The 26,591-nt window shown below is 59.5% G+C and carries 20 protein-coding genes; 11 read left to right on the forward strand and 9 right to left on the reverse strand.

The annotated features are described in order from the left end of the window. Window positions 1-297: 297 nt before the first annotated feature. Window positions 298-1,464, forward strand: a complete 1,167-nt coding sequence (locus tag SBC1_RS22305; protein WP_241202234.1) for a DUF6402 family protein — start codon at window positions 298-300, stop codon at window positions 1,462-1,464. A gap of 436 nt (window positions 1,465-1,900) precedes the next feature. Beyond that, a complete protein-coding gene (locus SBC1_RS22310) occupies window positions 1,901-3,127 on the forward strand; it encodes an ISL3 family transposase (protein WP_165096086.1) in 1,227 nt (408 codons plus the stop codon). Window positions 3,128-3,470: 343 nt separating this feature from the next. Here the strand turns inward: SBC1_RS22310 and SBC1_RS22315 are convergent, their stop codons facing one another. Next, window positions 3,471-5,312 (reverse strand): potassium transporter Kup, encoded by a 1,842-nt coding sequence (locus SBC1_RS22315; protein WP_241202233.1) that lies wholly within the window; start codon window positions 5,310-5,312, stop codon window positions 3,471-3,473. A 407-nt stretch (window positions 5,313-5,719) separates the two neighbouring features. Here SBC1_RS22315 and SBC1_RS22320 point away from each other — a divergent pair, with 407 nt between their 5' ends. Then, window positions 5,720-6,346, forward strand: coding sequence for a ParB-like protein (locus SBC1_RS22320; RefSeq protein WP_165096076.1), 627 nt, complete (start codon window positions 5,720-5,722; stop codon window positions 6,344-6,346). Between the two features lie 143 nt (window positions 6,347-6,489). On the opposite strand, the gene rpoD is transcribed toward SBC1_RS22320, so the two are convergent. Next, a complete protein-coding gene (rpoD, locus tag SBC1_RS22325) occupies window positions 6,490-8,481 on the reverse strand; it encodes an RNA polymerase sigma factor RpoD (RefSeq protein ID WP_165096064.1) in 1,992 nt (663 codons plus the stop codon). A 652-nt stretch (window positions 8,482-9,133) separates the two neighbouring features. Here rpoD and SBC1_RS22330 point away from each other — a divergent pair. From SBC1_RS22330 to dapA, 5 genes are all read left to right on the forward strand, one after another. Beyond that, window positions 9,134-10,561, forward strand: coding sequence for an FAD-binding oxidoreductase (locus tag SBC1_RS22330; protein ID WP_165096061.1), 1,428 nt, complete (start codon window positions 9,134-9,136; stop codon window positions 10,559-10,561). 100 nt (window positions 10,562-10,661) lie between these two features. Continuing rightward, window positions 10,662-11,768 carry an ABC transporter substrate-binding protein gene (locus SBC1_RS22335; protein ID WP_165096058.1) on the forward strand — a complete coding sequence of 369 codons (1,107 nt, stop codon included), beginning with the start codon at window positions 10,662-10,664 and terminating at the stop codon, window positions 11,766-11,768. 52 nt (window positions 11,769-11,820) lie between these two features. Beyond that, complete coding sequence (locus SBC1_RS22340) at window positions 11,821-12,918, forward strand: ABC transporter ATP-binding protein (protein WP_165096051.1); 1,098 nt, start codon at window positions 11,821-11,823, stop codon at window positions 12,916-12,918. A gap of 96 nt (window positions 12,919-13,014) precedes the next feature. After that, window positions 13,015-14,730: an ABC transporter permease subunit gene (locus SBC1_RS22345; protein ID WP_165101340.1), complete on the forward strand. Its 1,716-nt coding sequence runs from the start codon at window positions 13,015-13,017 to the stop codon at window positions 14,728-14,730. 26 nt (window positions 14,731-14,756) lie between these two features. Next, window positions 14,757-15,662 carry a 4-hydroxy-tetrahydrodipicolinate synthase gene (dapA, locus tag SBC1_RS22350; protein WP_165096048.1) on the forward strand — a complete coding sequence of 302 codons (906 nt, stop codon included), beginning with the start codon at window positions 14,757-14,759 and terminating at the stop codon, window positions 15,660-15,662. 19 nt (window positions 15,663-15,681) lie between these two features. Here the strand turns inward: dapA and SBC1_RS22355 are convergent, their stop codons facing one another. After that, window positions 15,682-16,509, reverse strand: a complete 828-nt coding sequence (locus SBC1_RS22355; RefSeq protein WP_165096030.1) for an IclR family transcriptional regulator — start codon at window positions 16,507-16,509, stop codon at window positions 15,682-15,684. Between the two features lie 97 nt (window positions 16,510-16,606). Here SBC1_RS22355 and SBC1_RS22360 point away from each other — a divergent pair, with 97 nt between their 5' ends. Together SBC1_RS22360 and SBC1_RS22365 are read left to right on the forward strand one after the other, a co-directional pair. Beyond that, window positions 16,607-17,767, forward strand: coding sequence for an alpha-hydroxy acid oxidase (locus SBC1_RS22360; RefSeq protein WP_165989016.1), 1,161 nt, complete (start codon window positions 16,607-16,609; stop codon window positions 17,765-17,767). Window positions 17,768-17,852: 85 nt separating this feature from the next. Continuing rightward, window positions 17,853-18,194, forward strand: coding sequence for a zinc ribbon domain-containing protein YjdM (locus SBC1_RS22365; RefSeq protein ID WP_165095998.1), 342 nt, complete (start codon window positions 17,853-17,855; stop codon window positions 18,192-18,194). A gap of 62 nt (window positions 18,195-18,256) precedes the next feature. On the opposite strand, the gene SBC1_RS22370 is transcribed toward SBC1_RS22365, so the two are convergent. Then, a complete protein-coding gene (locus tag SBC1_RS22370) occupies window positions 18,257-18,910 on the reverse strand; it encodes a YukJ family protein (RefSeq protein ID WP_165095995.1) in 654 nt (217 codons plus the stop codon). Between the two features lie 64 nt (window positions 18,911-18,974). Then, window positions 18,975-20,435, reverse strand: coding sequence for a metallophosphoesterase (locus SBC1_RS22375; protein ID WP_165989018.1), 1,461 nt, complete (start codon window positions 20,433-20,435; stop codon window positions 18,975-18,977). 320 nt (window positions 20,436-20,755) lie between these two features. Here SBC1_RS22375 and SBC1_RS22380 point away from each other — a divergent pair, with 320 nt between their 5' ends. Beyond that, complete coding sequence (locus SBC1_RS22380) at window positions 20,756-21,067, forward strand: XRE family transcriptional regulator (protein ID WP_165095987.1); 312 nt, start codon at window positions 20,756-20,758, stop codon at window positions 21,065-21,067. Between the two features lie 157 nt (window positions 21,068-21,224). On the opposite strand, the gene SBC1_RS22385 is transcribed toward SBC1_RS22380, so the two are convergent. The 4 genes from SBC1_RS22385 to SBC1_RS22400 form a co-directional block, all read right to left on the reverse strand. Continuing rightward, window positions 21,225-21,611, reverse strand: a complete 387-nt coding sequence (locus SBC1_RS22385) for a nuclear transport factor 2 family protein (protein ID WP_165101337.1) — start codon at window positions 21,609-21,611, stop codon at window positions 21,225-21,227. 640 nt (window positions 21,612-22,251) lie between these two features. Then, window positions 22,252-23,895, reverse strand: a complete 1,644-nt coding sequence (locus SBC1_RS22390) for a long-chain-fatty-acid--CoA ligase (RefSeq protein WP_165095983.1) — start codon at window positions 23,893-23,895, stop codon at window positions 22,252-22,254. Window positions 23,896-23,913: 18 nt separating this feature from the next. After that, on the reverse strand, window positions 23,914-25,734 hold the full coding sequence (locus tag SBC1_RS22395; RefSeq protein ID WP_165095980.1) for an alkyl sulfatase dimerization domain-containing protein: 1,821 nt from the start codon (window positions 25,732-25,734) through the stop codon (window positions 23,914-23,916). Window positions 25,735-25,805: 71 nt separating this feature from the next. Further along, a complete protein-coding gene (locus SBC1_RS22400; protein WP_165095916.1) occupies window positions 25,806-26,489 on the reverse strand; it encodes a TetR/AcrR family transcriptional regulator in 684 nt (227 codons plus the stop codon). Window positions 26,490-26,591 lie beyond the last annotated feature (102 nt).

The raw sequence follows: 26,591 nt of genomic DNA on the forward strand, positions 1-26,591 counted from the left end.
CGATCCCGATTTCACTATCCCCCTGGAAGCGTGGCGTTCATAGCGGGCGTTTTCCGCCGGCGTGTGCCTGTCTGTCCGGCCGGTTTGGCACGTCGATGCTATTCGCGCATTGCTGCAAAGTCCTTGATGCAAACCCTCATGGAAGTCACCGCCCGCGCGCACGTCCCTTTATTGAGATGCGCTCATGGAAAAGTACGTTAGCGTTACGGTCGTTGCAAAAACAAAACCATCGCTGATTTCCGGCAATTAGCCGTGTAATCGATGCGGATCAACAGCAAAAGTATAGGAGACGAGCGAATGACTCTGCCGTATTACAAGTGGAATAAGCTGTTGCCGTACTTTAGCAAAGAAGACGGCGCGCGCGTCGTGCGCGACGTGTCGATGTCTCTAGATCGTGCGCCGCCTGTGCGCGAGGAACCTAAGCCGTCGCCCGCACCCGTTCCGAAGGGGCCAAAGCCACAGCCGGGTGACGGATTAGTAAAAATGATGGAGTTGCATTCGCGCTTCAAAACTTGGATGGAGACACCTGATCCACCGAAAACACCGAAGCCGAAACCTGTCGAACAGGAAAAAACGGTTCCTCCATTCGACATTCAAGAAATTCCGGGCGCAATGCGCAAGCTGCATTTACCGGTCTCAGCCGCCCTTATGGAACGATGGTTCGCGGGGAGGCTGAACTATTCTCCGACGCCTGCTGATGAAAAAGCGGAAATAGATCAGGACGGCAAGCCTTACCAGGCTGATATGTACGACACCACCACGGTTAAAATCGAATGGGTCCGCAAGTTCACTCGTACAAATGAAAGCTTCGACCTACTGATAAACGAGCGCATTCGAACACAGAAGGCGTTCGACCAACTCCGCGTTACGCTCACCCCCTATAAAGAATTTAACGGCGATATTTTCCCCGAAAAACTTTGCAAGAATGACCCGATCATGCTGCACCGTCATTTTCAATTTCAACGTGTCGGAGTAGACGGTACATTCGCGCAAAAAATCAATCTGTTATTAACGTCGCAGTGGGAGCGCAGCGGCGCGCCTGACGATCTGACGGGCGCGCTCGGTTCGTTCAATATCTACGCCGCCGTTGCCCACGCGAACATTACTTGGGATATAAGGACACGGCGAAAGGTCGCGACGGTGACGGGTTTATGGGTATATGTGAAAGACAACTACACATTCACCGACAAGCAAGGCGACCGGTCCCAATACTTGGGTCACTGGAGCAGTAGCGGCGTTATTGTTATTCCGCTCGATGCTGTAGCTGAAACCTCGCCTTATGTACCCTATTCAGACTACTCCGTCACCCTTGGTAACCCACTTGTAAAAGGTAACGTGTACTACCCCGTTTACAACAGCGACTTTCGAAAGTGGGTGTTCAAGCACCAACGGGGCGGCGACTTCGTGACTTATTCGGATCGCTGTTATGTTCCACTTGTCCCACGAATCACGATACCTCTATGAAGCCCTTATACAAGCGCGCGGCGCTCTGCGCGGCGGTCGTCGGCGTGCTTTATTTCAGCCTCTTCGACACCACGCCGCCCGGCACCGAATGCGAAAGATCAACCTCGCCAAACGGTCTTTACATAGCCGAGCGGTGCGTGGTGCAGTGGATTCCCGGCGGGAATTCAAAATATGTTGGACGGGTATTTGACGCGAAGAGCAGAAGGAAGCTTGCACAGCATACATTCAGCACACCGGTTCCTCAAATCGCATGGTTTGAGTACACGGATGTATATGTGTCATTTTGCCTCTTTTGAATTTGGAGTGGGTGGGTTTGGCGGGTCAAGGGCGGGCGTGAGCCCGGCGCAGCGAACCCTTGAGGCGCGCTCACCCAGTAAGATGATTCATGGGTGATTGCGGCAGAATGCGGGAATCACCCATGTAAAGCCAATCAGCTATGACGAATCAATTGTTCGAATCCGCCCTCGGTATCACGGCTCCTTGGTATGTCCGAAGTGTTGACTTCGATGCTGCTCAGCGGCAGCTCAACATCGCCGTTGACTTCGTTGCAGGCAGCCGATTTAGCTATGCCGGGGTTGCCGGCGAGCATCCCGTGCACGACACGCAAATCAAGCGCCTGCGGCATCTGAATTTCTTTCAGCACGAGTGCTTCCTCGAAGTGCGGGTGCCCAGGGTGCGCCTGCCCGATGGTTCAGTGCGTTTGGTTGAGCCAGGTTGGGTGGGCCAGCTCAGCGGCTTCACATTGTTGTTCGAGGCGTTAGTGCTGATGCTCGCGCAGCAGATGCCGTTCGCCGCCGTTGCACGCGCGGTCAATCTGTCGTGGCATCGAGTACATGCCATCTGTTCGCGGTATGTGGAGCTGGCACTCGCGGCCGCCGACCTGTCGGGTGTGACGGCCGTGGCGATTGACGAAACCTCGTACCGTCGCGGTCATGAGTATCTGACGCTGGTCGCCGACATGCAGGCGCGGCGGGTCGCGTTCGTCACCACAGGCAAGGATGCCAGCACGATAGAGCGCTTGGCCACCTACCTGAGCGAACACGGCGGCTCGCCCGAGCAAGTGAGCTCGGTCAGCATCGACATGTCGCCGGCTTTCATCAAGGGCGTCAATGAGCATCTCCCCGAAGCGCGAGTGACCTTTGACAAGTTCCACGTCGTCGCTCACGCGTCCAAGGCGCTCGACACAGTACGTCGGCAGCAGCAGAAACTGGACCCTCAGCTTAAAGGCATGCGTTGGACGTTGCTCAAGGACGCCGACAAACTGAACCTTGCGCAACTCACCGACCTTGAGGCGTTGGTCAGTCAGTACACGACCAATCGCACCGCCCGAGCCTGGCTTTACCGAGAACAATTGCGCGACATTCTCGAGCGCAAACAAATCAACGTCGTCTCCGAGATGCTGCATCAGTGGTGCACCAACGTCATGCGCTCCAAGGTCGAGCCCATGAAGGATGTCGTGCGTTTGGTTCGCAGACATTTCGATGGAATCGTTGCCTGGACCCAGACCCGTCAGACCAACGGTTTCATCGAGGCCATCAACGGCCTGTTTCAGGCAGCAAAGCGCAAGGCTCGTGGATATGCACGCTTTGAAACCATGCGCACGGTCTTGTTTCTCATTGCCGGAAAACTTAACTTCACCGCGTTCAACGCGCATGCCCGCTGAGCCGCATTACCCACTGAGTTTTCAAAAGAGCCGTCATTTTCAATCGGCGACGATGGAGACGACTCCCCGTATATATCGCTTCCGCCCTCTAAATGGGACAGGCTGTTAGCATCCCGGCCACACTTGTAAGCCGCTCCCACTACACCGCCTTTGCGCTCATGACGGCGTGGCGGGGCTTATGCGGCTTTGTTAGCGTCATCGTGGTTCGGGGCTTGCTTCTCAAACCGCCCTTCCAACGTAACTATAGTGATAGAGAGAAAACCCGACTCGCGCAGGCCACTAACGCTGAAAACACCGCCCGGCATAGACTCCGATCACTAACCGTCGCAATCAAGCTCCGCCCCTACATGTTGATCTGTCCGCCCAACTCGACTACACGATTAGGCGGCAAGCTGTAGTACTCCGCCGCTTGCGCCGCATTGCGTCCAAGGAACGCAAACAGCTTCTCGCGCCAAAGCGCCATCGTCTTGCTTTCGCCGGTCGCACGAATCGTATCGCGGGCGAGGAAGAACGAGGTGTCGGCAGCGTCGTAGGTCCAGCCCGGAATCTGCTTCTGGATCAGCGTCAGAAGCACCGGCACGTCGGGGATCTCCATGAAGCCGTGACTCACCCTGACCGCATAACAACCATCACTAAGGTCCTCCACTACTGCCTTGTCGGCGTCCCTGACATGGGGCACGTTGGCGGTCGTCCCGGCGAGAAAGATGTTCGTCTTGTGCAGCACGCGGTTGTGCTTGAGGTTGTGCATGAACGCCGTCGGGGTCATGCCGGCCACGCCGCCCGGGAACACCGCCGTGCCGTCAACGCGCGACGGCGGGTGACTGCTCCTGCACAGCGAATGGATGATGTCCTTGAGCGGCAGGTTCTCCGCTTTCATCCGGTCAACCAGCATCTCGCGTCCCTTATGCCAAGTCGTCATGACCGTGAACAACGTAGCGCCTGCGAGCAGCGGAAACCAGCCGCCGTCGAGTACCTTGCTGACGTTACTCGATACGAACACCGCATCGACAACCGCAAAAGGCCCGATGACAAGCGCCGTATACAGCGGTTTCCAGCGCCAGAGGCAATGCGTGATGAAATACATCAGCAGGGTCGTGAGCAGCATGGTGGAGGCCACCGCAATACCGTAGGCGGACGCGAGGTTATCGGATGATTTGAAGAACACCACCAGGAACATGACCGCCGCGAACAACGAGAGATTGATGAACGGCACGTAGACCTGGCCGATCTCATGCGTCGATGTATGGACAATCGGAATGCGCGGCAGGAAACCAAGCTGAACAGCTTGCTTCGTCATGGAGAACGCGCCCGAGATCACCGCTTGCGACGCAATAATGGTTGCTGCTGTCGCCAGGATGACGAGCGGGACAAGCGCCCAACCGGGAGCCGATCCGAAGAACGGTTGCTTGAGCGTATCAGGATGCATGATGACAAGCGCGCCCTGACCGAAATAGTTCATGATCAGGCTCGGCCAGACGAGGAACATCCATGCGAGACTGATTGGCTTTTTACCGAAGTGCCCCATGTCCGCATACAAGGCTTCACCGCCCGTCAGCGCGAGGAAAACCGAACCCAGCACAATAAACGCAGTGCCCGGGTTATGCGCCAGGAACGATATGGCGAAGGTTGGCGAAGCCGCTTCAAGAATGAGCGGATGCTGGACAATGTGCAGCAAGCCCAGCGCAGCCAAGGTCACGAACCAGATCACCATGACCGGCCCGAAGACCTTCCCCACGGCACTGGTGCCGTGTTTCTGGATCGCGAACAAACCCGTCAGGATAACCAATGAAATGGGCACGATCCAGGCGGTGAGCTGAGCATCGACCAGCGTCACGCCTTCAACCGCCGAGATGACGGAAATAGCCGGCGTAATCATGGAATCGCCATAGAACATGGCCGCACCGAAGACGCCCAGCGTCAGCAGGACATTACGCAGGCGCTCGGGAGCAACGCCCGATGCCAGCGCGGTCAGCGCAAGAATGCCACCCTCGCCGTCATTGCCTGCCCGCATGACAAAGCTGACGTACTTGAGCGTGACCACGATCAGGATCGACCAGAGGATCAGCGACACGATGCCGAACACATTAGGCTGACTGACTCCGCCGGCGGCCTTGAGGCATTCCCTAAGGGTATAAAGCGGACTTGTGCCGATGTCTCCAAAAACGACGCCTACAGCGCCAAGCATTAAAACGGGTGCACCTTGAACAACTTTGGTCGAAGAATTTGCGACGGATGCTGACATATGCCTTTCGCTCGATTTGTTAATCATCACCGCTATCCGGGATCGCCCACAGGCTAACCGGTTTCATCGGCACGGACCTCAGCATTTACACCAAGCGCGCTTCAACATTCCCATGACGTCTCCATGACGTCCCCATAACAATAACCGCGAAAAATGACGGTGAGTCATGTAAAGGCAAAATGCGAAGCGCACGTTTGAATATGTGAGCAGCAGCAGAATCAGGACCACAACCAGGAGCACGACCAGGACCGCGACCGACATGCATGCGCCGCGCCCGCTGCGGCGTAACCTTGTTGTCTGGCACTGCGTCGGTTACGCTTGCCGCTGGCTCTTTGACCTGCGTACACACTATGAAAAAACTAGTCAGGCTGGAATTGCAGCAGATCCATCCAACGCAGATGACCGCCGGAATGCTGGAAGTCGACGAGAAACGCAAACACTTCGCGTCACTGCCCGCGGAGGAATTGAAGCGCGAACTCAAGGCCCTGCCTATTCCCGCCGTGTTGGGCCGGGATGGAACTCACTTCGCGACCGATCATCATCACCTTGCGCGGGCGCTATTCGACGCCCAGATTAATTATGCTTACGTTGAGGTTATGGCCGACCTGTCGAAACTGAAAGGCGATGCCTTCTGGCTCGAGATGGCAAACCGGCGTTGGGTGCACCCTTATGATGAACACGGCATCCTGCACGGCATTGCCGCGATTCCGCCCAATGTCTCGGGGCTCGTAGACGATCCGTACCGGAGCCTGGCGGCGTTCGTGCGTAACGCGGGCGGCTACATCAAGACGCCTGAGCCGTTTGCCGAATTCCAGTGGGCGGACTTCTTCCGGACTCGCATCCGCTTGTGGAGTACGTCTTTTCAATTCAGCGCGGCCGTGCAACAGGGAGTGCATCTTGCCAGAAGTCCAGACGCGTTGGTACTCCCGGGGTTCTACAAGAGCAAGGTCGCCAGTACAGCAACACCACGCCCTTGAAATTTGCGCTCGGTTCGCACCGGGAGCGGGAGCTACGATCTTCTTCGAGCAGTAAGCACTTAGAGCACCAAACAAAAACGCCGTTGGACCCTCTGCGAGTCCAACGGCGTCAACCTACCTTCCAGCGAGCCTTGCGGCAATCCTTAATGTGCCAGGAACGACCGCAACTTTTCCGACCGGCTCGGATGCACCAGCTTGCGCATCGCCTTGCTTTCAATCTGGCGAATGCGCTCACGCGTCACATCGAACTGTTTGCCGACTTCTTCCAGCGTATGGTCGGATACGGTGTCAATACCAAAGCGCATGCGCAGCACCTTCGCTTCACGCGGCGACAATGAATCCAGCGCATCCTTGATCGCCAGACGCATGTCGGCGTGCATGGCGGCATCGGCCGGGGATTCCGTGTTCGAATCCTCCACCATGTCGCCCAGCGTGGTGTCGCCGTCTTCGCCCAAAGGCGTTTCGAGCGAAACCGGCTGCCGTGCAATCTTCAGAATGCTGCGAACCTTTTCTTCCGACAAATCGAGGCGCACCGCCAACACCGACGGATGCGCTTCCTGACCCGTCTGCTGCAGGATTTCGCGCGATACACGGTTCAGCTTGTTGATCGTCTCGATCATGTGAACCGGCACGCGAATGGTCCGGCCCTGATCGGCGAGCGAACGTGTCACAGCCTGACGGACCCACCACGTAGCGTACGTCGAGAACTTCCAGCCACGCCGGTATTCGAACTTGTCCACAGCCTTCATCAAGCCGATATTGCCTTCCTGGATCAGATCCAGGAAATGCATACCGCGGTTCACATACTTCTTCGCAATCGAAATCACCAGACGCAGATTCGCTTCCGTCATTTCGCGCTTCGCCTGACGCATCTTGTGCTCGGCGGACGTCATCTGCTTATTCAGCGCCTTCAGTTGTAACAGCGGCAACATCAGGTTCGACTCGATCTGGATCAGCTTCTGCTGTTCCGCCTGAATGGCCGGGAGGCTGCGTTCAAGCGCCTTGCCATAGGCGTTCGACGCTGCCGCGTGACGGGTCGTCCACTCGAGATCCGTCTCGTGGCCCGGGAATACTTCCACGAACTTCTCACGCGGCATGCCCGCCAGATCGACGGCGATCTTCAGAATACGGCGTTCAATAGCGCGAACCTGTTCGACCTGCTCGTGGACTTCAGCGCACAACCGGTCGATGGTACGAGCGGTAAAGCGAATGGTCGCCAGCTCGCGCTGGATATGTTCCTGCACGCTTGGCCAGTCGCCTGTGCGCGAATCGTCGGCAATATAAGCCGCGTGGAACACGTCGAAATGGTCCCGCACGTTCGCAAAAATAGGCAAGCAGTCGCGCAGCAAATGCTTGAGGCGAGTTGCGTTCGCACGCGTTGCCTGCTCGTCTTCGGTCTCGCCGTCTTCGTCGTCGCTTTCCGACGCGAGTTCAGCTTCGTCGAGTTCAGCGTCGGTGTCGGCATCGGCCGCCACCGCGTCTTCGTCCAGCGTGGTGTCCTTGAAGCCGTCGACCAGTTCGTCGATGCGCAGTTCACCCGCGACAATCTTGTCCACGGTCGTGAGCAGCGTGATCACGGTCGACGGACACGTGAATGCCGCCTTGATCATCTCGCCGAGGCCATCTTCAATGCGCTTCGCGATTTCGATCTCGCCCGCACGGGTCAGCAGTTCGGTGCTGCCCATTTCGCGCATATACATACGCACGGGATCGGTCGTCCGGCCGAATTCCGAGTCAACGGTCGCCAGCGTGACTTCCGCTTCTTCGTCCGATTGCTCGTCCGACACCGCCGTGGGGGCGGAATCGTTCAGCAGCAGTGTTTCCGAGTCAGGCGCTTCTTCATAGACGGCCACGCCCATGTCGCGGAACGTGCTGACAATGGTTTCGATAGCCGACGTCTGAGCAAAGTTACCCGGCAGGTGATCGTTGATCTCTGCGTGGGTCAGGAAACCTTGCTGTTTTCCCAGTTGAATCAACGCGCGCATCTGGCGTTGACGTTCATCCGCCTGCTCGGGCGAGCAAACGCTTTCGTCCATTGGACGCGACAGCTTGTCCGCAGACCCACGGCGGGCTTTCGATTTTTTTGCAGGAGCGCCGTTGCCGGCGTTAGATTCGGTTGGATCAAAACTTGTCATACATTTCCTCGACAGCTTTGCTCTGTAAAGACAAACCAGTGCACAAGCGGTTAGACACGAGCACCACCGTGACGACCAACGGGATCATCACCTCGGGTTCAGCTATTCCAGCTAATCAATGCGTTGATTCGAGCAAAACTGAATCAGTTTGGAGGCGGGGCGCGCTAACGAGCGCAGTATTCGCGCGGGTCGTACAGTTTATAGCAATTTGCTTGCGACTAGTGCGGTAAACGCCAATATCGGGCGTATTTAGTAGCCGAGCGCTGCAAAACTACAACATTTAGCTCGGATACCACCACATTTGCGGACGAATTAGCCTGAATCAAGACCGTCTGAGCCTCATGAGGTCCACCAATCGGGCCCAAAAAGTAAAGCTTTATTCCGACCCCGATTAACGTGTTTGCCGAGTAAAGGACGATTCTCGGCGACTTTGCTTCCCGTGAGGTGGTTTTTTCGCGAAGCAGCGCTCTTCGAACCCGTGCGCACAAACCTCGCTGCCCGCCTCATCGGCAATAACGCCTACTTTAATCGCATTGCGATCAAAGGCATTTCAATGCGATTTTTTTCTCCCTATCCTCTTTTTCAGAAGCGGCGCTTATCGCTGATCCTTTGCTGATCCGGAAGGCCGCCGGTGCTTATCGAGGAACTCGACATGAGAAACGTCACGGCGTTGATCGCAGCCCTGGAAGCGGAACTCGGAGCCGATGCGGTGCTGACGGCCGAATCCGACCTCGCGCCTTTCACGGAAGACTGGCGAGGCCGCTACAAGGGTCCGGCGGCGGCGGTTGTCCAACCCTCGAACACCTTGCAGGTGTCGGCCGTCGTGCGCCTGTGCGCAACATATGGCGTTCCGGTCCTGCCGCAAGGCGGCAACACCAGCCTGTGCGCGGGCGCGGTTCCAGCGAACGTGGGCCTGCCGCCGGTCATCGTCAATCTGACACGCATGCGGCGTATTCGTCATATAGATGCCGCTAACGGCTCGATGGAAGTCGAAGCCGGCTGCGTGCTGAAAACCATCCAGGACGCAGCCGCGGCCGAACAACGCTTGTATGCAGTCAGTCTGGGCGCCGAGGGCTCGTGCCAGATCGGCGGGAATTTATCGACGAATGCGGGCGGCACCGCCGTCCTGCGCTACGGCAACACGCGCGACAACGTGCTGGGCCTCGAGGTCGTACTCGCCGACGGCACCGTCTGGAACGGTCTGCGCGCCTTGCGCAAGGACAACACGGGGCTCGACCTGAAGCACTTGTTCATTGGCACGGAAGGCACGCTGGGCATCATCACGGCAGCGACGCTGAAGCTGCACCCGCTGCCGGCGCAACACGCGCTCGCGTGGTTCGCGCCCACTGATCCCGCCGCCGCGCTGCACATCCTCGGGATGTTCCAGGCCGCGTGCGGTTCTCGGCTAAGCGCCTTCGAGATGATCAACCGCCGCCAACTCGAACTCGTGATCGAGCATGTTCCCGGCCGCCGCAATCCGCTCTCGGAACTGCATGAATGGCACGTGCTGGTCGAACTTGGAGACACCCACGGCGGCGAGGAAATGACCGCGCTGATGCAGCAAACGCTCGAACACGCAGCAGAAGCCGGGCTGATTCACGACGCCGTCCTCGCCAGCAACGAGACACAGCGCGCCGCGCTTTGGGAAATTCGCCATAGCGTGTCCGAAGCCAACAAGAAAGCGGGCGTGGGCCTGACGACCGACTGCGCGGTGCCGGTATCGGCGGTGCCGCTGTTTATCGAGCGTGCCACGCAAGCGGTGCATGCCATTGTGCCCGGGCTCGACATCATCGTGGTCGCGCATCTTGGCGACGGCAACGCGCACTTCATCCCCTTCTTCACCTTCGACGCCTGGCGCCAACTCGGTGATCGCTCCTCGATGGCCAACACCATGCGCCGCTGCGTGAACGACGTCGCGCACGAATTACGCGGCACGTTCAGCGCGGAGCATGGCGTGGGGCAAACCGGGCTGCCGGAGATGGCGCACTACAAATCCGCGACTGAACTCGGCCTCATGCGCGCGGTGAAGAACGCGCTCGATCCTGACAACCTGTTCAATCCGGGTCGTTTGCTGCCCTGATTTTCTGGGTCCCCTCGGACCATCCGATCCAGGCCAGGAGAAGAAGCCTGGACGTTCGCATCACAGCGTTTCTGTTTCTATCCACACCCTTGGAGCCGACATGAAAAAGCAGCCCGCACGCGATGAGATTCAACAGCTTGAACAACCCGGCCGCCGCACGGCCATCAAAACTGCCGTTGCCGGCGCTGCCGCCTTGGCGTTCCCGTTCGTCTGGACGCCGTCGCGCGCGGCGAACAAGCGGATCGTCATTCGCGACGATGGCGGCATCTACACCAAGGCGTACGGTGCAGTGTTCTACAAGCCGTTCACGGAGAAGACAGGGATTGAGGTGATCGGCGTGCAGGCGAATGCCGAACCGACCGCGCAGATCAAGAGCATGGTAGAGACCGGCAGCTACACGTGGGACATGGCCAAGATCAGCCAGCCGGCCATCCTTCTGTTGACGGGCGGCGGCAAGGAATACCTGGAGAAGCACGGGCTTGAAGCCGACCCGGTGATCGCGAAGATTCCAGCGCAATACATGTCGCCGTACGGTGTTGGCACCAACATTTATACGACTGTGCTTGCGTATCGCACCGACGCCTTCAAGGGTCGCAAAGCCCCCAATTCATGGGCCGATATGTGGAACGTCAAGGACTACCCGGGACGTCGCGGCCTGCGCAAATATCCGTTCGACACTTTCGAAGAAGCGATGATGGCCGCTGGCACGCCACCCTCGCAGGTGTATCCGGTCAACTTCGACAAGGGCATCGCAAGCCTCGACAAGATTTCCAAGCACATCGACGTATGGTGGACCACGGGCTCGCAAGTCGAACAGATGCTCGGCTCCGGTGAAGTGGACATGATCAGCACGTGGGTATCGCGCGCGCAATCGGCTATTGCGAACGGCGCGCCGGTGGCGATCGTCTGGAACCAGAACATCTGGGGCGTCGACAACTGGTCAATTCTCAAAGGCACGCCAAATGCCGCCGCCTGCCGCGAGTTCATCAAGTTTGCCTCCGATCCAAAACGTCAGGCATCGCTGATCGAGTATTTCCCGGCCGGTGTTACGCAGCCCGAAGCATTCAATTACATCAAACCGGAGATCGCGAAGAACTGCCCGACGTTCCCGGAGAACATGAAGAACGGCCTGCATATTGATGCGAAGTTCTGGCAGGCAAACCAAAGCGTCGCGCTCGAGAAGTTCAATAGCTGGATCCTGACCTGAGCGCTGTTTTTATCGCTTCTTTTGTGTTTTTACCGCCACGGATGCCGATTCCATGCCTGCCTCGAACCTTCAAATCACAGGACTCTGCAAGCGTTATGGTGACTTTGTCGCCCTCGCGCCGACTGATCTCGATGTCGCCCAGGGCGAATTCCTGACTCTGCTCGGACCCAGCGGCTCGGGCAAGACGACGCTGCTCAGCCTGATCGCGGGGCTCGCGCAACCGGACGATGGCCAGGTACGGATCAATGGCGTCGACGTGACGTACGGCGCGCCCTATGAGCGGGACATTGGCATGGTGTTTCAGAACTACGCGCTGTTCCCGCACATGACGGTAGCGGAGAACATTTCGTTCCCGTTGCAGATGCGCAAGACCGACGCCAAAGCGACGCGTGAGAAGGTCATGCAAGCGCTTGAGATGGTGCATCTGCCGCATGTGGCGGGGCGTTATCCGCGTGAATTGTCGGGCGGTCAGCAGCAACGGATTGCACTCGCGCGATGCATGGTCTACCGGCCGTCGATCATTCTGATGGACGAACCGCTCGGCGCGCTGGACAAGAAACTGCGCGATCAGATGCAACTGGAGATCAAGCGGATTCATCGCGACCTGGGCACGACCATTGTCTACGTCACGCACGATCAGGAAGAAGCGATGACCATGTCCGACCGCATCTGCCTGATGAACGCCGGTTCGATTGCGCAACTCGGCACGCCCGCGGATCTGTATTTCCGCCCGAAGAGCGTGTTTGTTGCGGACTTTCTGGGCGAATCGAACCTGCTCGATGCGGTCGTCACGGGGCGCAGCGGCGATCAGGTGCAGATCAGCGTGCAAGGCGGCGCTAACGTCAACGCGATGGCGTACGACTCGGTGATCCGCGACGGCAAGCCGGTGAAGCTGATGCTGCGTCCGCAGAACCTCCAGATCCACGATGGACCACCGGCCGCGTCGATCAACGGCGGCACGTTGTCAGCAAAGCTCACCGACATCATGGTGACTGGCAGCATGACGAAGCTTTATCTACAGTCGCATATCAGTGATGCCGCGCCGCTCGTCGCGGCGTTTCCCACCAACCGGCTCGGCCGCCAGTACGAAATCGGGCAGACGCTCGGGCTTTCGTGGCTGACCGCGGACGCTGTTGCTATTGCGGGGTGAGACATGAATCGTTCCGCCCTCGCCGCTGAGCAAATGCATCCCGACGCGCCGCCGCCACGCCCTGCTCGATGGCGCGCGTGGTTGCGGCCCGGCGCAATGAGCGCGCCGATCATCGTGTTGCTGTTGGTGATGCTCGTGTACCCCGTCGGCCAGTTGTTGTTGCTGAGCGTGCATAACGACAGCGGCTTCACGCTCGTGGAATACAAGCGGCTCTTTGCATCGTCCGTGTATGTGGATGTATTGCTGATCACGCTGAAGATCTCGTTGTGGACGACCTTCTTCTCCGTGCTCACTGGTTATCCGATCGCGTACCTGATTTCCTCGCTGACGCGGGAGCGCAAGAACCGCCTGCTGTTCTGGGTCCTGCTCTCCTTCTGGACCAGCTTTCTCGTGCGCACATTCGCATGGGTCGTGCTGCTCGGACGCAACGGCGTGATCAATCAAGTGCTGCTTGGACTTGGCATCATCGACCGGCCGTTGAGCCTGCTCTACAACTTTTCCGCCGTGATCGTGGGCATGGTCCACGCGCTGATGCCGCTCGCGGTGCTGACCATGCTCTCCGTGATGGAGAACATCGACCGCCGCTTGCCAAGCGCTGCCGCCACGCTCGGCGCGCGTCCCGGCACGGTGTTCTGGAAAGTGTATTTTCCGCTGTCGCTGCCGGGCGTTGCAGCAGGCGCCTTGATGGTGTTCGTCACGGCTATCGGCTTCTTCATCACGCCCACGCTGCTCGGTGGACGACATCAGACCATGATTACGCAACTGATCATCGACCAGGTGATGCAGGCGCTGAACTGGGGTTTCGCGGGAGCAATCTCCGTGCTGTTGCTGGTGGTCGTGTTGCTCGTGTTCCTGATCTATGACCGCATGGTGGGCCTTTCCACCATGGCCGGCGGCAGCTCGGCGGCACGCGGTCCGAAGCACGGCGGCGGCTGGAGCCGAAAGCTCGGCGATGTGATTCTGACCGCGCTCGGCAACGCGACCGATGCCGTGATTGGTCTATTTCCCAAACGTCGCAAACGCCGCGCCGCCAACGGCGAAAGCCTGACGTTGCGCGTGGTGGTGATCCTGCTACTTGTATTCCTGAGCGCCCCTGCGTTCCTGATGATTCCGCTCTCTTTCGATTCCGCGTCCGGGCTCGCGTGGCCGCCGCATGGCTTCTCGTTGCAGTGGTATCGGCAGATCACTGATTCGCCGTTGTGGATGCAGGCCATTACACGCTCGATGCTGGTGGGTATTGGCACCGGCATCCTCTCGATGCTGATCGGCACGCCCGCTGCATTCCTGCTTGTGCGCGGCGGCATGAAGGGCAAGGCGGCCATGCTCGCTTTCATCCTCGCGCCTGTCGTGGTGCCGCGCATGATCATCGCGGTAGGAGTGTTCTATTTCTTCGCGAAGATCGGCTTGATTGGATCGTCGTTCGGCCTCGTTCTCGGCCACACCGTGGTGGCTGTGCCTTACGTGGTGATTACCATGATGGCCGTGCTGCGCAACTACGACACGCGCCTGGATCTCGCCGCGCACAGCATGGGCGCGCGCCCGTGGGCCACGCTGCGCCGCGTCACGTTCCCGATTCTGAGCGCGGGGTTGATGTCGTCGTTCCTGTTCGCTTTCGCTACCTCCTTCGATGAACTGACTATCGCGCTGTTCTCGTCCGGCGGCTTGAGCACGACCTTGCCCAAGCAGTTCTGGGATGAAATCACGATGCAGATTTCACCGGTCATTGCAGCCGTTTCCACGTGCCTGTTCGTCTTTATTGCAGCTTTGATCTGGGTCGCGGACCGGTTGCGGCGCCGCAGCCTCGCTTCTTGAATAACCTTGTTTTCCAGGACTAACTCATGCTTTCAGCAAACCAACTGCGTGGCGTCTTGCCGGCCATTCCTACCCCCGTCAATTCCGACGACACCATCAATGCCGATGCCGCTCGCGCGCTGATGCGCTATCTGCTGAAGCAAGGCGTGGACGGAGTCGTGCCGCTTGGCGGTACGGGTGAATATGGCGCACTCTCGCGCGCCGAGCGCATTCGCATGGCCGAGATCACGGCGGCGGAGGCAGCGGGCAAGATCCCCGTGATCGCGGGCGTGCTCGACCCCGGTTATCACGACGCGATGCAAGCCGGAAAGAACTTCGCCGCGGCTGGCGCCGATGGTCTGCTCTTGCTGACGCCCTACTACACGAACCCGACGCAAGGCGGCATTCGGGATTACTTCATGCGTTACGCCGATGAATCGCCGCTGCCGATTCTTATCTATGAGATCCCGTACCGCACGCGGATTGCGATTGCGCCCGAGGTGCTGCACGAGTTGTCGAAGCACGAGCGGATCATCGGCATGAAGGCGTGCAACACGGACATGTGGCATTTCCTGCGCACCGTGGCGGGCGTGGACGAATCGTTCGCGGTGCTAAGCGGTGAGGATACGTTGTTCCCGTTGCACGTGGCGGCCGGTGCGCGCGGTGGGATCGTGGTGACGGCAACGCTGCTGCCGACTGCGTGGCGAAAAATTTATCAGTTGGCTTCAGAGGGGAAGACGCAGGAAGCGTTGACGTTACATCGCTCGCTGATTCCGCTAATGAACATGGCGTTCGCCGAGACCAATCCCGGCCCGATGAAGTCCGTGATGGACCTGATCGATGTCCATGCACCCGCGATGCTTGCGCCGCTGGTTCAGGCGGAAGCGGGGTTGTCGGCGCGGTTGCGCGTGGAACTGGAGAAACAACTCAACTTGTTTGAGCGAGGGCTTTGACGCCCTGCCAAAGAAGGGCTCAACGCTTGTAAGTCGACAGCCGCGCTTTCGAAATCGAGGTCGCGGCAACTTGCACGTGCTGCGCGAGTTCAGCTTCAACGCGTTCGATCGACCACCGCGACGTGGGCACCGAGATGTTGATCGCGGCAACAGCCATGCCGCCGTGATCCGTGACCGGCGCGGCGACGGAAATATCGCCGAGCACGGTCTCGTTCTCAATGACCGCGTAACCCCGGCGCGCGACTTTACGTACGCGTTCGAGCAGCTTGTCGGGATGGGTTTCGGTGTAGTGCGTCAGCGGGTCAAGCCGCGTTTGCGCCAGGATTTCGCGCACGCGCTCGTCCGACAGACGCGAAAGGATTGCTATGCCCGCAGCGGTGAACATGGCCGGCAAGCGAGCGCCAACCACAATGTCGATGTTCACCAGATGCTGCCCCGGAAAGCGCGCGACGAACACGATCTCGTGGCCGTCGAGTTCCAGCAGGTTGGTGGTTTCGCCGAGACGCCGGCTGATATCGAGCAGATACGGCGACGCTTTGTCGATGAGTTCGTTGGCGCGTACGTAGTTGTACGAGAACTGCAACACCTTCGTCGTCAGACCGTAGTTGCGCGTTTCGGGCACCCGGTAAAGGTAGCCAAGCGCTTCGAGCGTATGCACAAGGCGCTGTGTCGCGCTGCGATCGAGACCGGATGCCCGGGCGATATCGACAAGGGTCATGTGACGGCTCGGACCGTCAAAGGCGTGCAGGACCTGGAAGGCTTTTTCAGTCGATCCGACGAACAACGACGAGCGCGCGGCCCTTGTCTCGTTCGGCTCTTCAGGCGTGCCAACGGCGCTTTTGGACATGCTGGTGGGGGCTTTGAAAGTATCGGATTGTGATTGTCCCAATTGTAGTGCAATCGAATCGTGGGTTTATGACCGATTGCTATTTCGTGGAGCATGGATGCTTGCCTCTGTCGCTGAGTACCGGATCGCTGCAAGGCGGCGTTTGCCGCGGCTTGCGTTTGACTACCTGGATGGCGGCGCCGAAGACGGCAACGCACTGCGCCGCAACACTGATGCGTACGGGCAGTGGCTGTTCAAACCACGCGTGCTCACGGATGTGTCTCGCTGTTCAATCACAACGCATTTTTTTGGTCGCGAAGCGGCCGCGCCGCTGATCGTGGGACCGACGGGTCTGAACGGACTCTTCTGGCCGCGCGCCGACGAACTGCTTGCACAGGCCGCGAGCCGCGCGAGCTTGCCGTTCGTGTTGTCGACAGCATCTACGTCGCTGCTGGAAGATGTGCGCGCCGCCGCGCCGCAAGGCGACCTGTGGATGCAGCTCTATGTACAACAGGATCGTGGCATTGCCGAAGACTTGATGGGGCGCGCAGCCGCTGCGGGTTATTCAACGCTGGTGCTCACAGTCGATGTCCCCGTGCACGGCAAGCGCGATCACGACACGCGCAATGGCTTCCGGTTGCCGCTACGAATGTCGCCCAAGCTTCTCGCCGATTGCCTGGCGCATCCGCATTGGTGCTGGCAGATGGCGCGCGCGGGTTCGCCGCAATTGAAGAACATTGCGAAGAGCGTGGGCGAGCATACGGATTTATCGCGTCACGCCGCCATGCTGAGCCGGCAGATGGACTTGACGCTGGGCTGGACGGATCTGGATTGGGTACGACGGCACTGGAGCGGCAAGGTGATCGTCAAGGGCATCATGAGCAGGGAAGACGCACTGCTGGCCGTTGCGCATGGCGCGGATGGCGTGGTGGTATCGAATCATGGCGGGCGGCAGTTGGGGAGCACGTTCGCGCCGTTGGAGCTGCTGCCGGGGATCGTTGCGGCAGTGCGCGGAAAGACGGAGATTTTTATCGACGGCGGTGTGCGGCGCGGCAGCGATGCATTGAAGGCTGTTGCGTTAGGCGCGCGCGGGGCGTTGCTCGGCCGGGCGCCGTTGTATGGCCTCGCTTCGCGCGGAGCAGCCGGGGCCGGCGAAGTGCTCGCGCTGATGATGGACGAGATGCTGATTTCGCTGCGCTTGCTAGGGTGCCAGGGAGTCGGCGAACTTGGCCCGGCGTTTGTCGGGCGCGATGGTTCGCGTGGCTCGGATTTAGTTTAGACAACGCAGTCAGCCAGCCCCTTATAATCCCGGCCGCCGGAGCGCGCTCGCGCCTCCTCGACTGTTACGATTATTTGAAGGAACTATGTCTACATTCCCAGCCTGCCCACTATGCGCGATGGAGAACACCTACGCGGACGCCGATCGCATCATTTGCGCTGACTGCGGTCATGAATGGTCAGCGTCAGATGCCGCGCCAGCCGATGACGACACGAGTGCCGTGGTGAAAGACGCCAATGGCAACGTGCTTGCCAACGGCGACTCAGTAGTGCTGATCAAAGACCTGAAAGTGAAAGGCTCGTCCATTACGCTGAAGGTCGGTTCGAAGGTGAAAAGCATCCGGCTGGTGGGCGGCGACCACGAAGTCGACTGCAAGATGGACGCCGGCAGCTTTATGCTGAAAGCCTGCTATTTGAAGAAGGTCTAAGGGGCAGCCGGAGGTCGAAAGCCATCGCACGGCGATGGCTTTCGAGGGTCCATCGCTCGCGTTCACCCTCCCGTGATGGGATTGCCTTGATCGTCGGTATCGAAGGTCTGCGACTGGAACGCAAAGAAGAACGCGCGCCATGTGTTGTCTGCATACGCGATCATCAGCGCTCCGTCCTGATACACGCCGTTATCCTGCTCGTACTGCCCGCCGTTTCCCTGGTTCATATGGATGTCGTGGACGCCATTGCCCGGCACGAATTTGAAATACTGATCCGGTTTGTTTTCTTCAGGACCCCATCTCGATCCGAATGCGTAAATAATCGACCCTTCCATGGCCATCGCCGCAACGACCGCGCTTTCCAGTTTGTCTTTCAGGTCGTTGGTCGAGCCGGGTGCGTCGGCGGGAACGGGTGTCATTGCCTTGATATCGACAAGGCCGCTGCGCACATAGTCAATCGCAAGACCGCCGGGCGTGGACGGCAGCTTGGTGAAGCCAGGCGTCAGCGCACCCAGACCGCTCGTTAATCTTTCGGGCAACGTATCCAGCTCTTCGAACAATACCGTTGAAGGCGCGTGCGGCGCCGACGACTTTACGTTCGACGCAATCCGGAAAACCGTCGTTCCTGCGTGGACCAGGATTTGATAATGGTCGTCATCGGCATTGCGAAGATGACCGGTCACGGTGCCCTTGAGCACCCCATAGTTCACTGTCATGCATCCTCCTCGTAGTAACACCGGCAGCAACCGCTGCCTCTCGTGCATTGCATTTTCTTGCACCTTACTCCTGCGAGCGCCCTTGCTCGAACCTTGCACGCACCGTCGCCGCTGCTGCCGGATGACCGAGATCGGGCGCTTCAAAATGCGCGATCTGGCGGGTGGCGAGATCGACCGTGACATAGTCGCTGGGCGCCTTCGCCGCACTCCCATTCGATGTCGTCGCGTGATACTCAATGCGAAGCTGCGCCTGCGTCACGACAATACGCAAATAGCCGTAATGGGTGTCGTCGTAACTTTCGAGAACGACCTGATCCGTCGAACTGCTGGCCGCCTGGATGACCTGCGGCGCGCGTAACGCAGGGGCGCCATGTTTTGCCAGCTTCACGAGACCATGGCCGCCGTTTCCGCACACCAGATACGGAATATGCGTACCGTCGGCGCTGCGCGTGCGCGTGAAGCGCTGATAGTTGTGCGCGTGCCCCGACAAGAATGCGTGCGGCCAGATCCCGTTCGCGGCGCAGACCTTGTCGATCTGGGCCAGCAACTCGACGCTCCATCCGTGCGGCGCGACGGTGTAGGGCGGATGGTGATCGGCAATGATCAGCGCGCCCTGATAGTTCTCCGCCCTGACCCGTTTGAGCGCGGCATCGAGGAACTGAAGCTGGCTTTTTCCTATATGCGAGTCCGCGATCACACCCGGATCTTCCAGCGTATTGCTGTACAGCACCAGCACGCGCACAAACGGCGCTTCGAACGTGAAGAACACGCCCGGCTGGATTTGCGCCGTACGCGACAAACCGCCCGCTTCCGGCGTCACGACAACTTTTTGCGAGCAGAAATTGCGCAGGAAAGCGGCGAGGCTCTTGGCATGAGCTTCCGGCGAAACCATGCCGTCGTGATTGCCCGCGCAAGCGAGGATCGGCGCCGGATAGTCCCGATACGGTTCGTAGAACTGGTCGTAGTAGTACTTGGCCTCGCCGAAGCTGTAGACCACGTCGCCGAGCAGCAACGCGAACTGAGGCACTTCGTTCGCGGCCGTCTCGACGAAGTCGGCGGTCATCTTGTCCGCTACCTGGTTCTCGGTAGCCGGACCGCTTGTGTTGCCACAATCGCCCGTTGCATGAAAGACGAGTTGGCCGCCCGCATTGATCCGGTCGGCGGCGTTCACGTTGCCGCCCATCACGTCGGCCAGTGTCAGCCGTGGCTCCACCCCGCCTCGCGGCGCAGGGAATGGCAACGGGAACAGCTTGTGTTCCGCATTGAGCTTGTCGATCTCCTTGTAAGCCGCGTCATCGGAGGGATGGGGAACGCGAAATACAGTTGGATCGGCGGTTGGTTGTGGCTGCGCAAAAACCGGCTGGGCGAGCCCGCGGGATCCCTGCGGATTTTTCTTGCTGGCCACGCCATGCGCATGCGTTTTGCCGCCGTGCTTTCCTTCCGCGGTCCCGCGGCGCGTGGCCGACGATTTGCGGCTTGCTTTCTCGTGACCACCCTTCACGTTCGACTTCGCTTTCGTCGGCATTCATCCTCCTTGCAGCAATCGATCGATGTGTGCGAGGCGAGGCGCGCGTTGCGCTCATCGCCGGCCGGTTCGACAGGCCGCCTGACGAGAAGTGCCATGGAAACCGCGAAGGCCCCGAAACATCTGCTCAATGTTCCATTGCCATCAAAACGTCATTAAAAACGTATAAGCGGCTGTCGGTCCCCGAGCCTTTCGTCTTATGTACGCTCGCAGACACATCCGCATTTTTGAGGGGTATGTAATGTCACCATCGCGACTTTTTCATCGCGTACAGTGCGCCGTTCGACCACCGTAACCGTCTATCAGGTCCTGCGACATTCATGAACGCACCTTCCCTTTCCGACCACCACGTCAGCGACGCCCCCGAGAGCCAACGGGTCGGCCGCGCGTTCGCGGCCAGGCTCGACATGACCATCAAGCGTTCCGGGCTTTCGTCCGGGCGCGTAGCAAAATCTCTGGGTGTCACCGAGGGAGATGTGGCACTGTGGCGAGCAGGTATCACGCTGCCGCGAGCCGCCGACTGCCGCCGCTTGTCTGAACTCCTGCACGTGGAGATGGCGTGGCTGAACGGTGGATCGAAGCCGGTGGGCGAAAGCGAGCGCAGGTCCGACAGGGTGAATGCCATTGCCTAGCGGCAATGCGATTCACAACCGTTTTCTGCCTTCGTATCATGCGTCGGACAATTGCCCGGCATGATCCGCCATGTAAATCGCGCGAGCATGACGAGCTGATGGGCGGTGCGGCACCGCGCTAACGTGTGCCGCACCGCAACTTGAGTCCAGCGCGCGGTTAAGCGTTTAAGCGCGCCGCCGTATCGAAGAATTCAATCCAGCGTGTCAACAAACCGTCCTTGACCGTGCAGATGTGAACCCACTCTGTCTCGAATGGCTTGCCGGTTTCGCTAAGCATCACCCGGACAAAACCGAGAACGACAATCTGCTCGTTCGCGTCGATAAACTCCCGGGGTTCGAACGCCGTGATCTCCCCATCCGCAGCCAGCGCCTTGAAGAACTGGCCGACCTCCTGCCGGGTACGGCATTGCGTTGGATAAGGTAGCGAGGTGGGGCCTACGATCCGCCAGTCGACCGTCGGCGCGATGCACTCGAGGACTGCCTCGATGTCATTGCGCCCGAACGCCTGATAAGCCCGCTTCACAACTTCCATGGGCGTGTCCATGAATTCCTCCTTGAGGTAAAGGGTGGCGCGGAACGGTCCGATGGGCGAATCGGGTTGTCGCGCAGGTCGATGCTCATGGGTGCGCGCTTTCGCCAAGGCTGCACCGTCACCAAGCGGTGACCGTCGTCTACGTCCGATACGCCGTCCCACGTGAGACGGTCAGCCTCGCAATGCCTTAATTCAGCGGCAGCATCGATAACAACGGTTGCCAGCTTGTTAAAGCTCGGCTTGAATGACCGGGGGTTTCTCCCGCTTCAGGATTCGCAGGTCATGAAGCGAGAAGAATCATCATAAGAACGGGCATGAGCGGGGTTCTCCAGCCATGCAGGACCTTAAACGCGATGTGTTAACCAGCACGATGAACGGTGTTATAGGTTGCGCCCGGATATAAATCCAGGGTGTCGAGTGTGGACCGACAGCAGTAACAGCCGGACCCACTGAAGCAAGGATGCCTAAGTATTAAGCCGCTTACTTCGAACATCCGCTGCAAGGGGAATACTGGGGGCGATAGGCCTTTTTTTGTGCCGTGGCCTGCACCATCGCGTTTTGAAGTTTGATCACAACATTCGCCGACCGGCGCTCAAAGGGCCGCTTCCGGCTGAGTCCGATCCGATCCAAACTCAGCCGACTAACCCACTTTCTAATTTTCCCTGTCTCGGAGCTTGCGCCTCAAGATCTTTCCCACATTGCTCTTGGGCAGTTCGTCGCAGAACTCGACGGCCTTCGGTCTCTTGTAACCGGTCAGCCCCTCCCGGCAAAACGCCAGGATGTCGCCCTCGGTGAGATCCGGGTCACGACGCACGATGAAAAGCTTCACAGCCTCGCCCGAATGTTCGTCGCGCACACCAATTGCCGCGACCTCAAACACACCAGGATGCAGGGCAACGACGTCCTCGATTTCGTTCGGATACACGTTGAAGCCGGACACAATGACCATGTCCTTCTTGCGATCGACAATCCTCACAAAGCCGCGTTCATCCATGATGCCGATATCGCCCGATTTGAAGTAGCCGTCCGGCGTCATGACGCTGGCGGTTTCATCGGGACGATTCCAATAGCCCGCCATCACTTGCGGCCCGAAAATGCAGATTTCGCCGGGCTCGCCGTGGGCAACGTCACGCCCGTCGTCATCGCGAATCGCGATGAGAGTCGACGGCAGCGGCACGCCTACGGCACCGCTGAACGCAGTACCGTTGGACGGGTTGCTGGTCGCGCACGGTGAAGTCTCGGACAGCCCGTAGCCTTCAATGATCGGCTTGCCCGTCCTCTCAAACCAGCGCGCGGCCACCGCTTGCTGGATCGCCATGCCCCCGCCGTTCGCAAGCATCAGCCTGGACAGATCGAGCGTCGCAAAACCGGGGTCGTTCAACAGCGCGTTGTAAAGCGTGTTGACGGCCGGAAACGAGTTGATCGCGTAACCCTGCAGCGCTTTTATCATCCCGGGAATATCACGTGGATTCGGAATGAGGATACCGAGTCCGCCGGCCCGCATGCTCAGGAACGCGCATACCGTCAGCCCGAAGATGTGATACAGCGGCAAGGCGACCACGGTGACAATCGGATCGGCATCTGGACGGTGCCGGGTCAAGGGCTCACGCCACGCTTCGCTCTGCAGCACGTTGGCAACCAGGTTCCGGTGCAGCAGCATCGCCCCTTTGGAAACGCCCGTTGTGCCGCCGGTGTATTGCAGCACGGCGAGGTCATCGGGCTCGAGATTGACACGCTTGAAAGGGCTGCGAGCGCCCTGCGCCAAGGCCTCGCTGAACGTAGTGCGCGGGGTAGGCGCCGGCTCGTCAGACGCATGCGAGTCTGTCACGCCCATCATCTCGCCGATCGACGTCACCACGACATGCAATATCCGCGTGTTGCGTTGAACCGCCCGCAGGACTGCATCGAATGGTTCGAGCAGGACAATTGCCTCAGCCCCGCTGTCGACCAGTTGATGTTCGAGCTCGCGCGGCGTATAGAGCGGATTGACGTTCACGATCACATAGCCGGCGCGCAGGATAGCCGCCATGGCCACCGGATACTGCAGCACATTCGGCATCATGATGGCCACCCGCGCGCCCCGGGCGAGCCCCTTCGATTGCAGCCACGCGCCAAGGTTGCGCGACTGCGCGTCGAGTTCCGCATACGTCAGCGTCCGGCCCATGCAGGCAAACGCTTGCCGTGACGCGAACGCCTCGAAGCTCTCGTCGAGCAGGTCCGGCAGCGAACGGTATTGCGTCGGGTCGATATCCGCGGGAACGCCGGGCGGATAGGCCTTCAACCAGATTCTTTCCATTGTGCTTCTCCTCGATGCCTAACGTGCCGCAAGCGCGGGCAAGCGTCGCGACGGCCGATCAAAGCAGCCTATAAACGTACGCAGTTGATCGGGGGTGCCGCGCTCGAGCAAGACGGTTCCTTCTTGAAGAAGTTCCGGTATCTGGCCCGCGATGTCGCGCAGCATTGTGTACAAAGCGGCGGTATTGAGTGCGAGCTGGAGGTGAGCATTTGGCCACGGGCGCTCGTGCACCTGCAGCACCCCTTTGCGCAATTCAAGCGTGAACGTGGCGTCCCGATCCGTCAGCCAGAGCACGAGGGTCATGTGTACATCGGCGGAAACCACGGGATCGACACACACGCAGAGCCGCTGTAATACGTTGCCCAGCGGCTGCGCGCGCATTACGTCCATTGATGCCAGCCCACCACCGCCCGCGAACGGCAGTTCGTCGTAAGCATGTTCCAGCTCGCGCGCCGCGCTCAAGTACCAGTTGCGCCAATTCGTGTTCTCGGTGCGATACCCCAATTCGCGCAACGCCTCCGCCTTGATCGTGCGCGCGTCGTTATCGGTTGTATCGAGTCGCACGAGCAACGTGGCAAGCTCGGCAGCCCAGCGCCAGTCACCGTCCCCGAGCGCCACACGGGCCGCCGCGCGCACGGCTTCGGTGCCGTTCATCATGTCGACCGTGCGACGAGCCCGCTCTCCGCGTGACAACGGATCGAGAGAAGCGGGATCGCCGTCGAACCACCCTAGTTGTCCGGTGTACACCTGCCGTACGGAATGCTTGACCGTGCCGTAGTACTCACCCAGCCACGCATGCTGTGCGAGATGCGGCGGCAGCGACGGAATGGCGTCGGCAAGTTCGTCCTGCGTGAGGCCGCGATTCATATAGCGGATCGCCTGATCGTGGATGAACTGGATCGCGTCGCGATACACGGACAATACATCTGCCACGGCCGCTTCGCCCGACACCGGACGGCCATGCGCCGGCACCATGTGCGCCGCATGGAACTCGCGCATCATGTCAATCGTGCGATACCACCGCACCGGATCGCGATAACGCGTGCCGCGCAGCGTATGCACGTTCGCAAGACACTCGCCCTGGATCACCTCCGCCGACAGCAGGACGCCAAGGTCGGGCAGCCACATCACGATCTCGTCATCGGCTTCCGATGGTGCATAGCGGAACTCGAAACGTACACCGGCAAGCACGATGTCCAGGGTATCGTCGAACACGCGCGTGGGCGCGAGGAAACTCGCCGCTTCGGCAATCAGCACCGGCCCGATTCCTGCATTGACCTTGCCGGTCGCGCCTGCGGGCAGCAGCGTGCCAAAGCTGTACGCCGAGCGCGCGGCGAGGATGGGCGCTACCAGGTTCGCGTTGTTGATGACCGTTTCCATCAGCGAGCTGTGCGCGATGATTTCGACACTTCCCGCCGCGATTTGCGCCTCGTCGGCGAACGCACGCACGCCGCCCGTGTGGTCCGTGTGGTTGTGGGTGTACACCACCGCCCTCACCGGCAATTGCGCGTGACGCGGATCGATTGCGCAGAAGTCCTCATAGATTCGCTTAGCCGCGGACACCGCTTCGGTTGTATCAATTACCACGACGCCGTCGTCGCCGACCACGAAGATGATGTTCGCAATCGCATAGCCGACAGCGCAGTACACGCGCTCCGCCACCCGATAGATCCGCTGAGCCATGCGCCGCGAATGCTCGGTCAGGCGCGGCGGGACAGTGGGCGCGGCAATCGCAAAGGCGAGGTTGACGCCAGCGTCGAACGCGACATCGAGCGGCTCGCCAATGTGTGGCGCGTCAAAAGCGGGTTGGCGCGACAAGCCGGCGCAACATGGGGTCATGGATGTCTCCTTGCAGCAGTCAAAAAGCAAAAACGGAACCGGAATTTTGATTCCGTTTTTTGTTGAAAAAATCAGAGGGTGGCCAAAACCAGGCAACGGCAAAACTGTGTTTTAAGCCAGGGTGCGAGACGGCGACTCGCCAGCGACAACGGGCCGGGATCGTTCAAAACGCTGTTGACCAACATGCCCAGGATCAGTTGCAGCGCGGCTTGTACCTCGAACTCGATCGACCCTGCGTCCAATTTTTTCGCATTGCGTTCTTTCACGATCGCGGCGACGAGCGGCGGCACGATCAACGCAAGCACGTCGCGGTTCGCTTCCTTGACAATGTCCCACGTCGCTTTCGGTCGCGACACGCGCAACAGCGATGCGTGGAACAGCCCGCGGTTGCGACGAAACAACTGCACATACATCTCGACGATCGCGTCCGCGACTTTTCGTGCGTCGCCCGAGCGCCATTCGGAATCGCTTGCCACCATGTCGCGAATACGGTTGCGACCTTCGGTCATTGCGCGGTCGAGCACCACGTCGAAAAACATGTCCTTGCTGTCGAAGCGCCGATAAAACGCGCCAATAGAAGTACCCGAGCGTTCAACGATATCCGTGATGGACAGATCGTCCAGATTGCCACTCGCCTCGATCAACTCGCGGCCGGCCTGCAGCATCTTTTCCAGCCCGATCTGGCTGCGCGCCTGCCGCGGCACCGCGAGGGCGGATTCAACTGCTGCGCGGCTGCGTGGCTGGGGTCTGGTCATGGGGCCTTGTGAGCGGTCTTGCATGGAAACGGAATCGGGATTCCGGATCCTCGGCGAACACCAACGCTTTGTCAACCCGGCCAAGGGAAAGCCCTATGTCTG

The sequence above is a fragment of the Caballeronia sp. SBC1 genome, from assembly GCF_011493005.1.
In the GTDB taxonomy this organism is placed as follows: Bacteria; Pseudomonadota; Gammaproteobacteria; order Burkholderiales; family Burkholderiaceae; genus Caballeronia.

Excerpts from the sequence above, each read along its gene's own strand:
- SBC1_RS22305 (WP_241202234.1), top strand. The coding sequence starts at position 298 with ATGACTCTGCCGTATTACAAGTGGAATAAGCTGTTGCCGTACTTTAGC.
- SBC1_RS22310 (WP_165096086.1), top strand. The coding sequence starts at position 1,901 with ATGACGAATCAATTGTTCGAATCCGCCCTCGGTATCACGGCTCCTTGG.
- SBC1_RS22315 (WP_241202233.1), bottom strand. The coding sequence starts at position 5,312 with ATGCTTGGCGCTGTAGGCGTCGTTTTTGGAGACATCGGCACAAGTCCG.
- SBC1_RS22320 (WP_165096076.1), top strand. The coding sequence starts at position 5,720 with ATGAAAAAACTAGTCAGGCTGGAATTGCAGCAGATCCATCCAACGCAG.
- rpoD (WP_165096064.1), bottom strand. The coding sequence starts at position 8,481 with ATGACAAGTTTTGATCCAACCGAATCTAACGCCGGCAACGGCGCTCCT.
- SBC1_RS22330 (WP_165096061.1), top strand. The coding sequence starts at position 9,134 with ATGAGAAACGTCACGGCGTTGATCGCAGCCCTGGAAGCGGAACTCGGA.
- SBC1_RS22335 (WP_165096058.1), top strand. The coding sequence starts at position 10,662 with ATGAAAAAGCAGCCCGCACGCGATGAGATTCAACAGCTTGAACAACCC.
- SBC1_RS22340 (WP_165096051.1), top strand. The coding sequence starts at position 11,821 with ATGCCTGCCTCGAACCTTCAAATCACAGGACTCTGCAAGCGTTATGGT.
- SBC1_RS22345 (WP_165101340.1), top strand. The coding sequence starts at position 13,015 with ATGAGCGCGCCGATCATCGTGTTGCTGTTGGTGATGCTCGTGTACCCC.
- dapA (WP_165096048.1), top strand. The coding sequence starts at position 14,757 with ATGCTTTCAGCAAACCAACTGCGTGGCGTCTTGCCGGCCATTCCTACC.
- SBC1_RS22355 (WP_165096030.1), bottom strand. The coding sequence starts at position 16,509 with ATGTCCAAAAGCGCCGTTGGCACGCCTGAAGAGCCGAACGAGACAAGG.
- SBC1_RS22360 (WP_165989016.1), top strand. The coding sequence starts at position 16,607 with ATGCTTGCCTCTGTCGCTGAGTACCGGATCGCTGCAAGGCGGCGTTTG.
- SBC1_RS22365 (WP_165095998.1), top strand. The coding sequence starts at position 17,853 with ATGTCTACATTCCCAGCCTGCCCACTATGCGCGATGGAGAACACCTAC.
- SBC1_RS22370 (WP_165095995.1), bottom strand. The coding sequence starts at position 18,910 with ATGACAGTGAACTATGGGGTGCTCAAGGGCACCGTGACCGGTCATCTT.
- SBC1_RS22375 (WP_165989018.1), bottom strand. The coding sequence starts at position 20,435 with ATGCCGACGAAAGCGAAGTCGAACGTGAAGGGTGGTCACGAGAAAGCA.
- SBC1_RS22380 (WP_165095987.1), top strand. The coding sequence starts at position 20,756 with ATGAACGCACCTTCCCTTTCCGACCACCACGTCAGCGACGCCCCCGAG.
- SBC1_RS22385 (WP_165101337.1), bottom strand. The coding sequence starts at position 21,611 with ATGGACACGCCCATGGAAGTTGTGAAGCGGGCTTATCAGGCGTTCGGG.
- SBC1_RS22390 (WP_165095983.1), bottom strand. The coding sequence starts at position 23,895 with ATGGAAAGAATCTGGTTGAAGGCCTATCCGCCCGGCGTTCCCGCGGAT.
- SBC1_RS22395 (WP_165095980.1), bottom strand. The coding sequence starts at position 25,734 with ATGACCCCATGTTGCGCCGGCTTGTCGCGCCAACCCGCTTTTGACGCG.
- SBC1_RS22400 (WP_165095916.1), bottom strand. The coding sequence starts at position 26,489 with ATGACCAGACCCCAGCCACGCAGCCGCGCAGCAGTTGAATCCGCCCTC.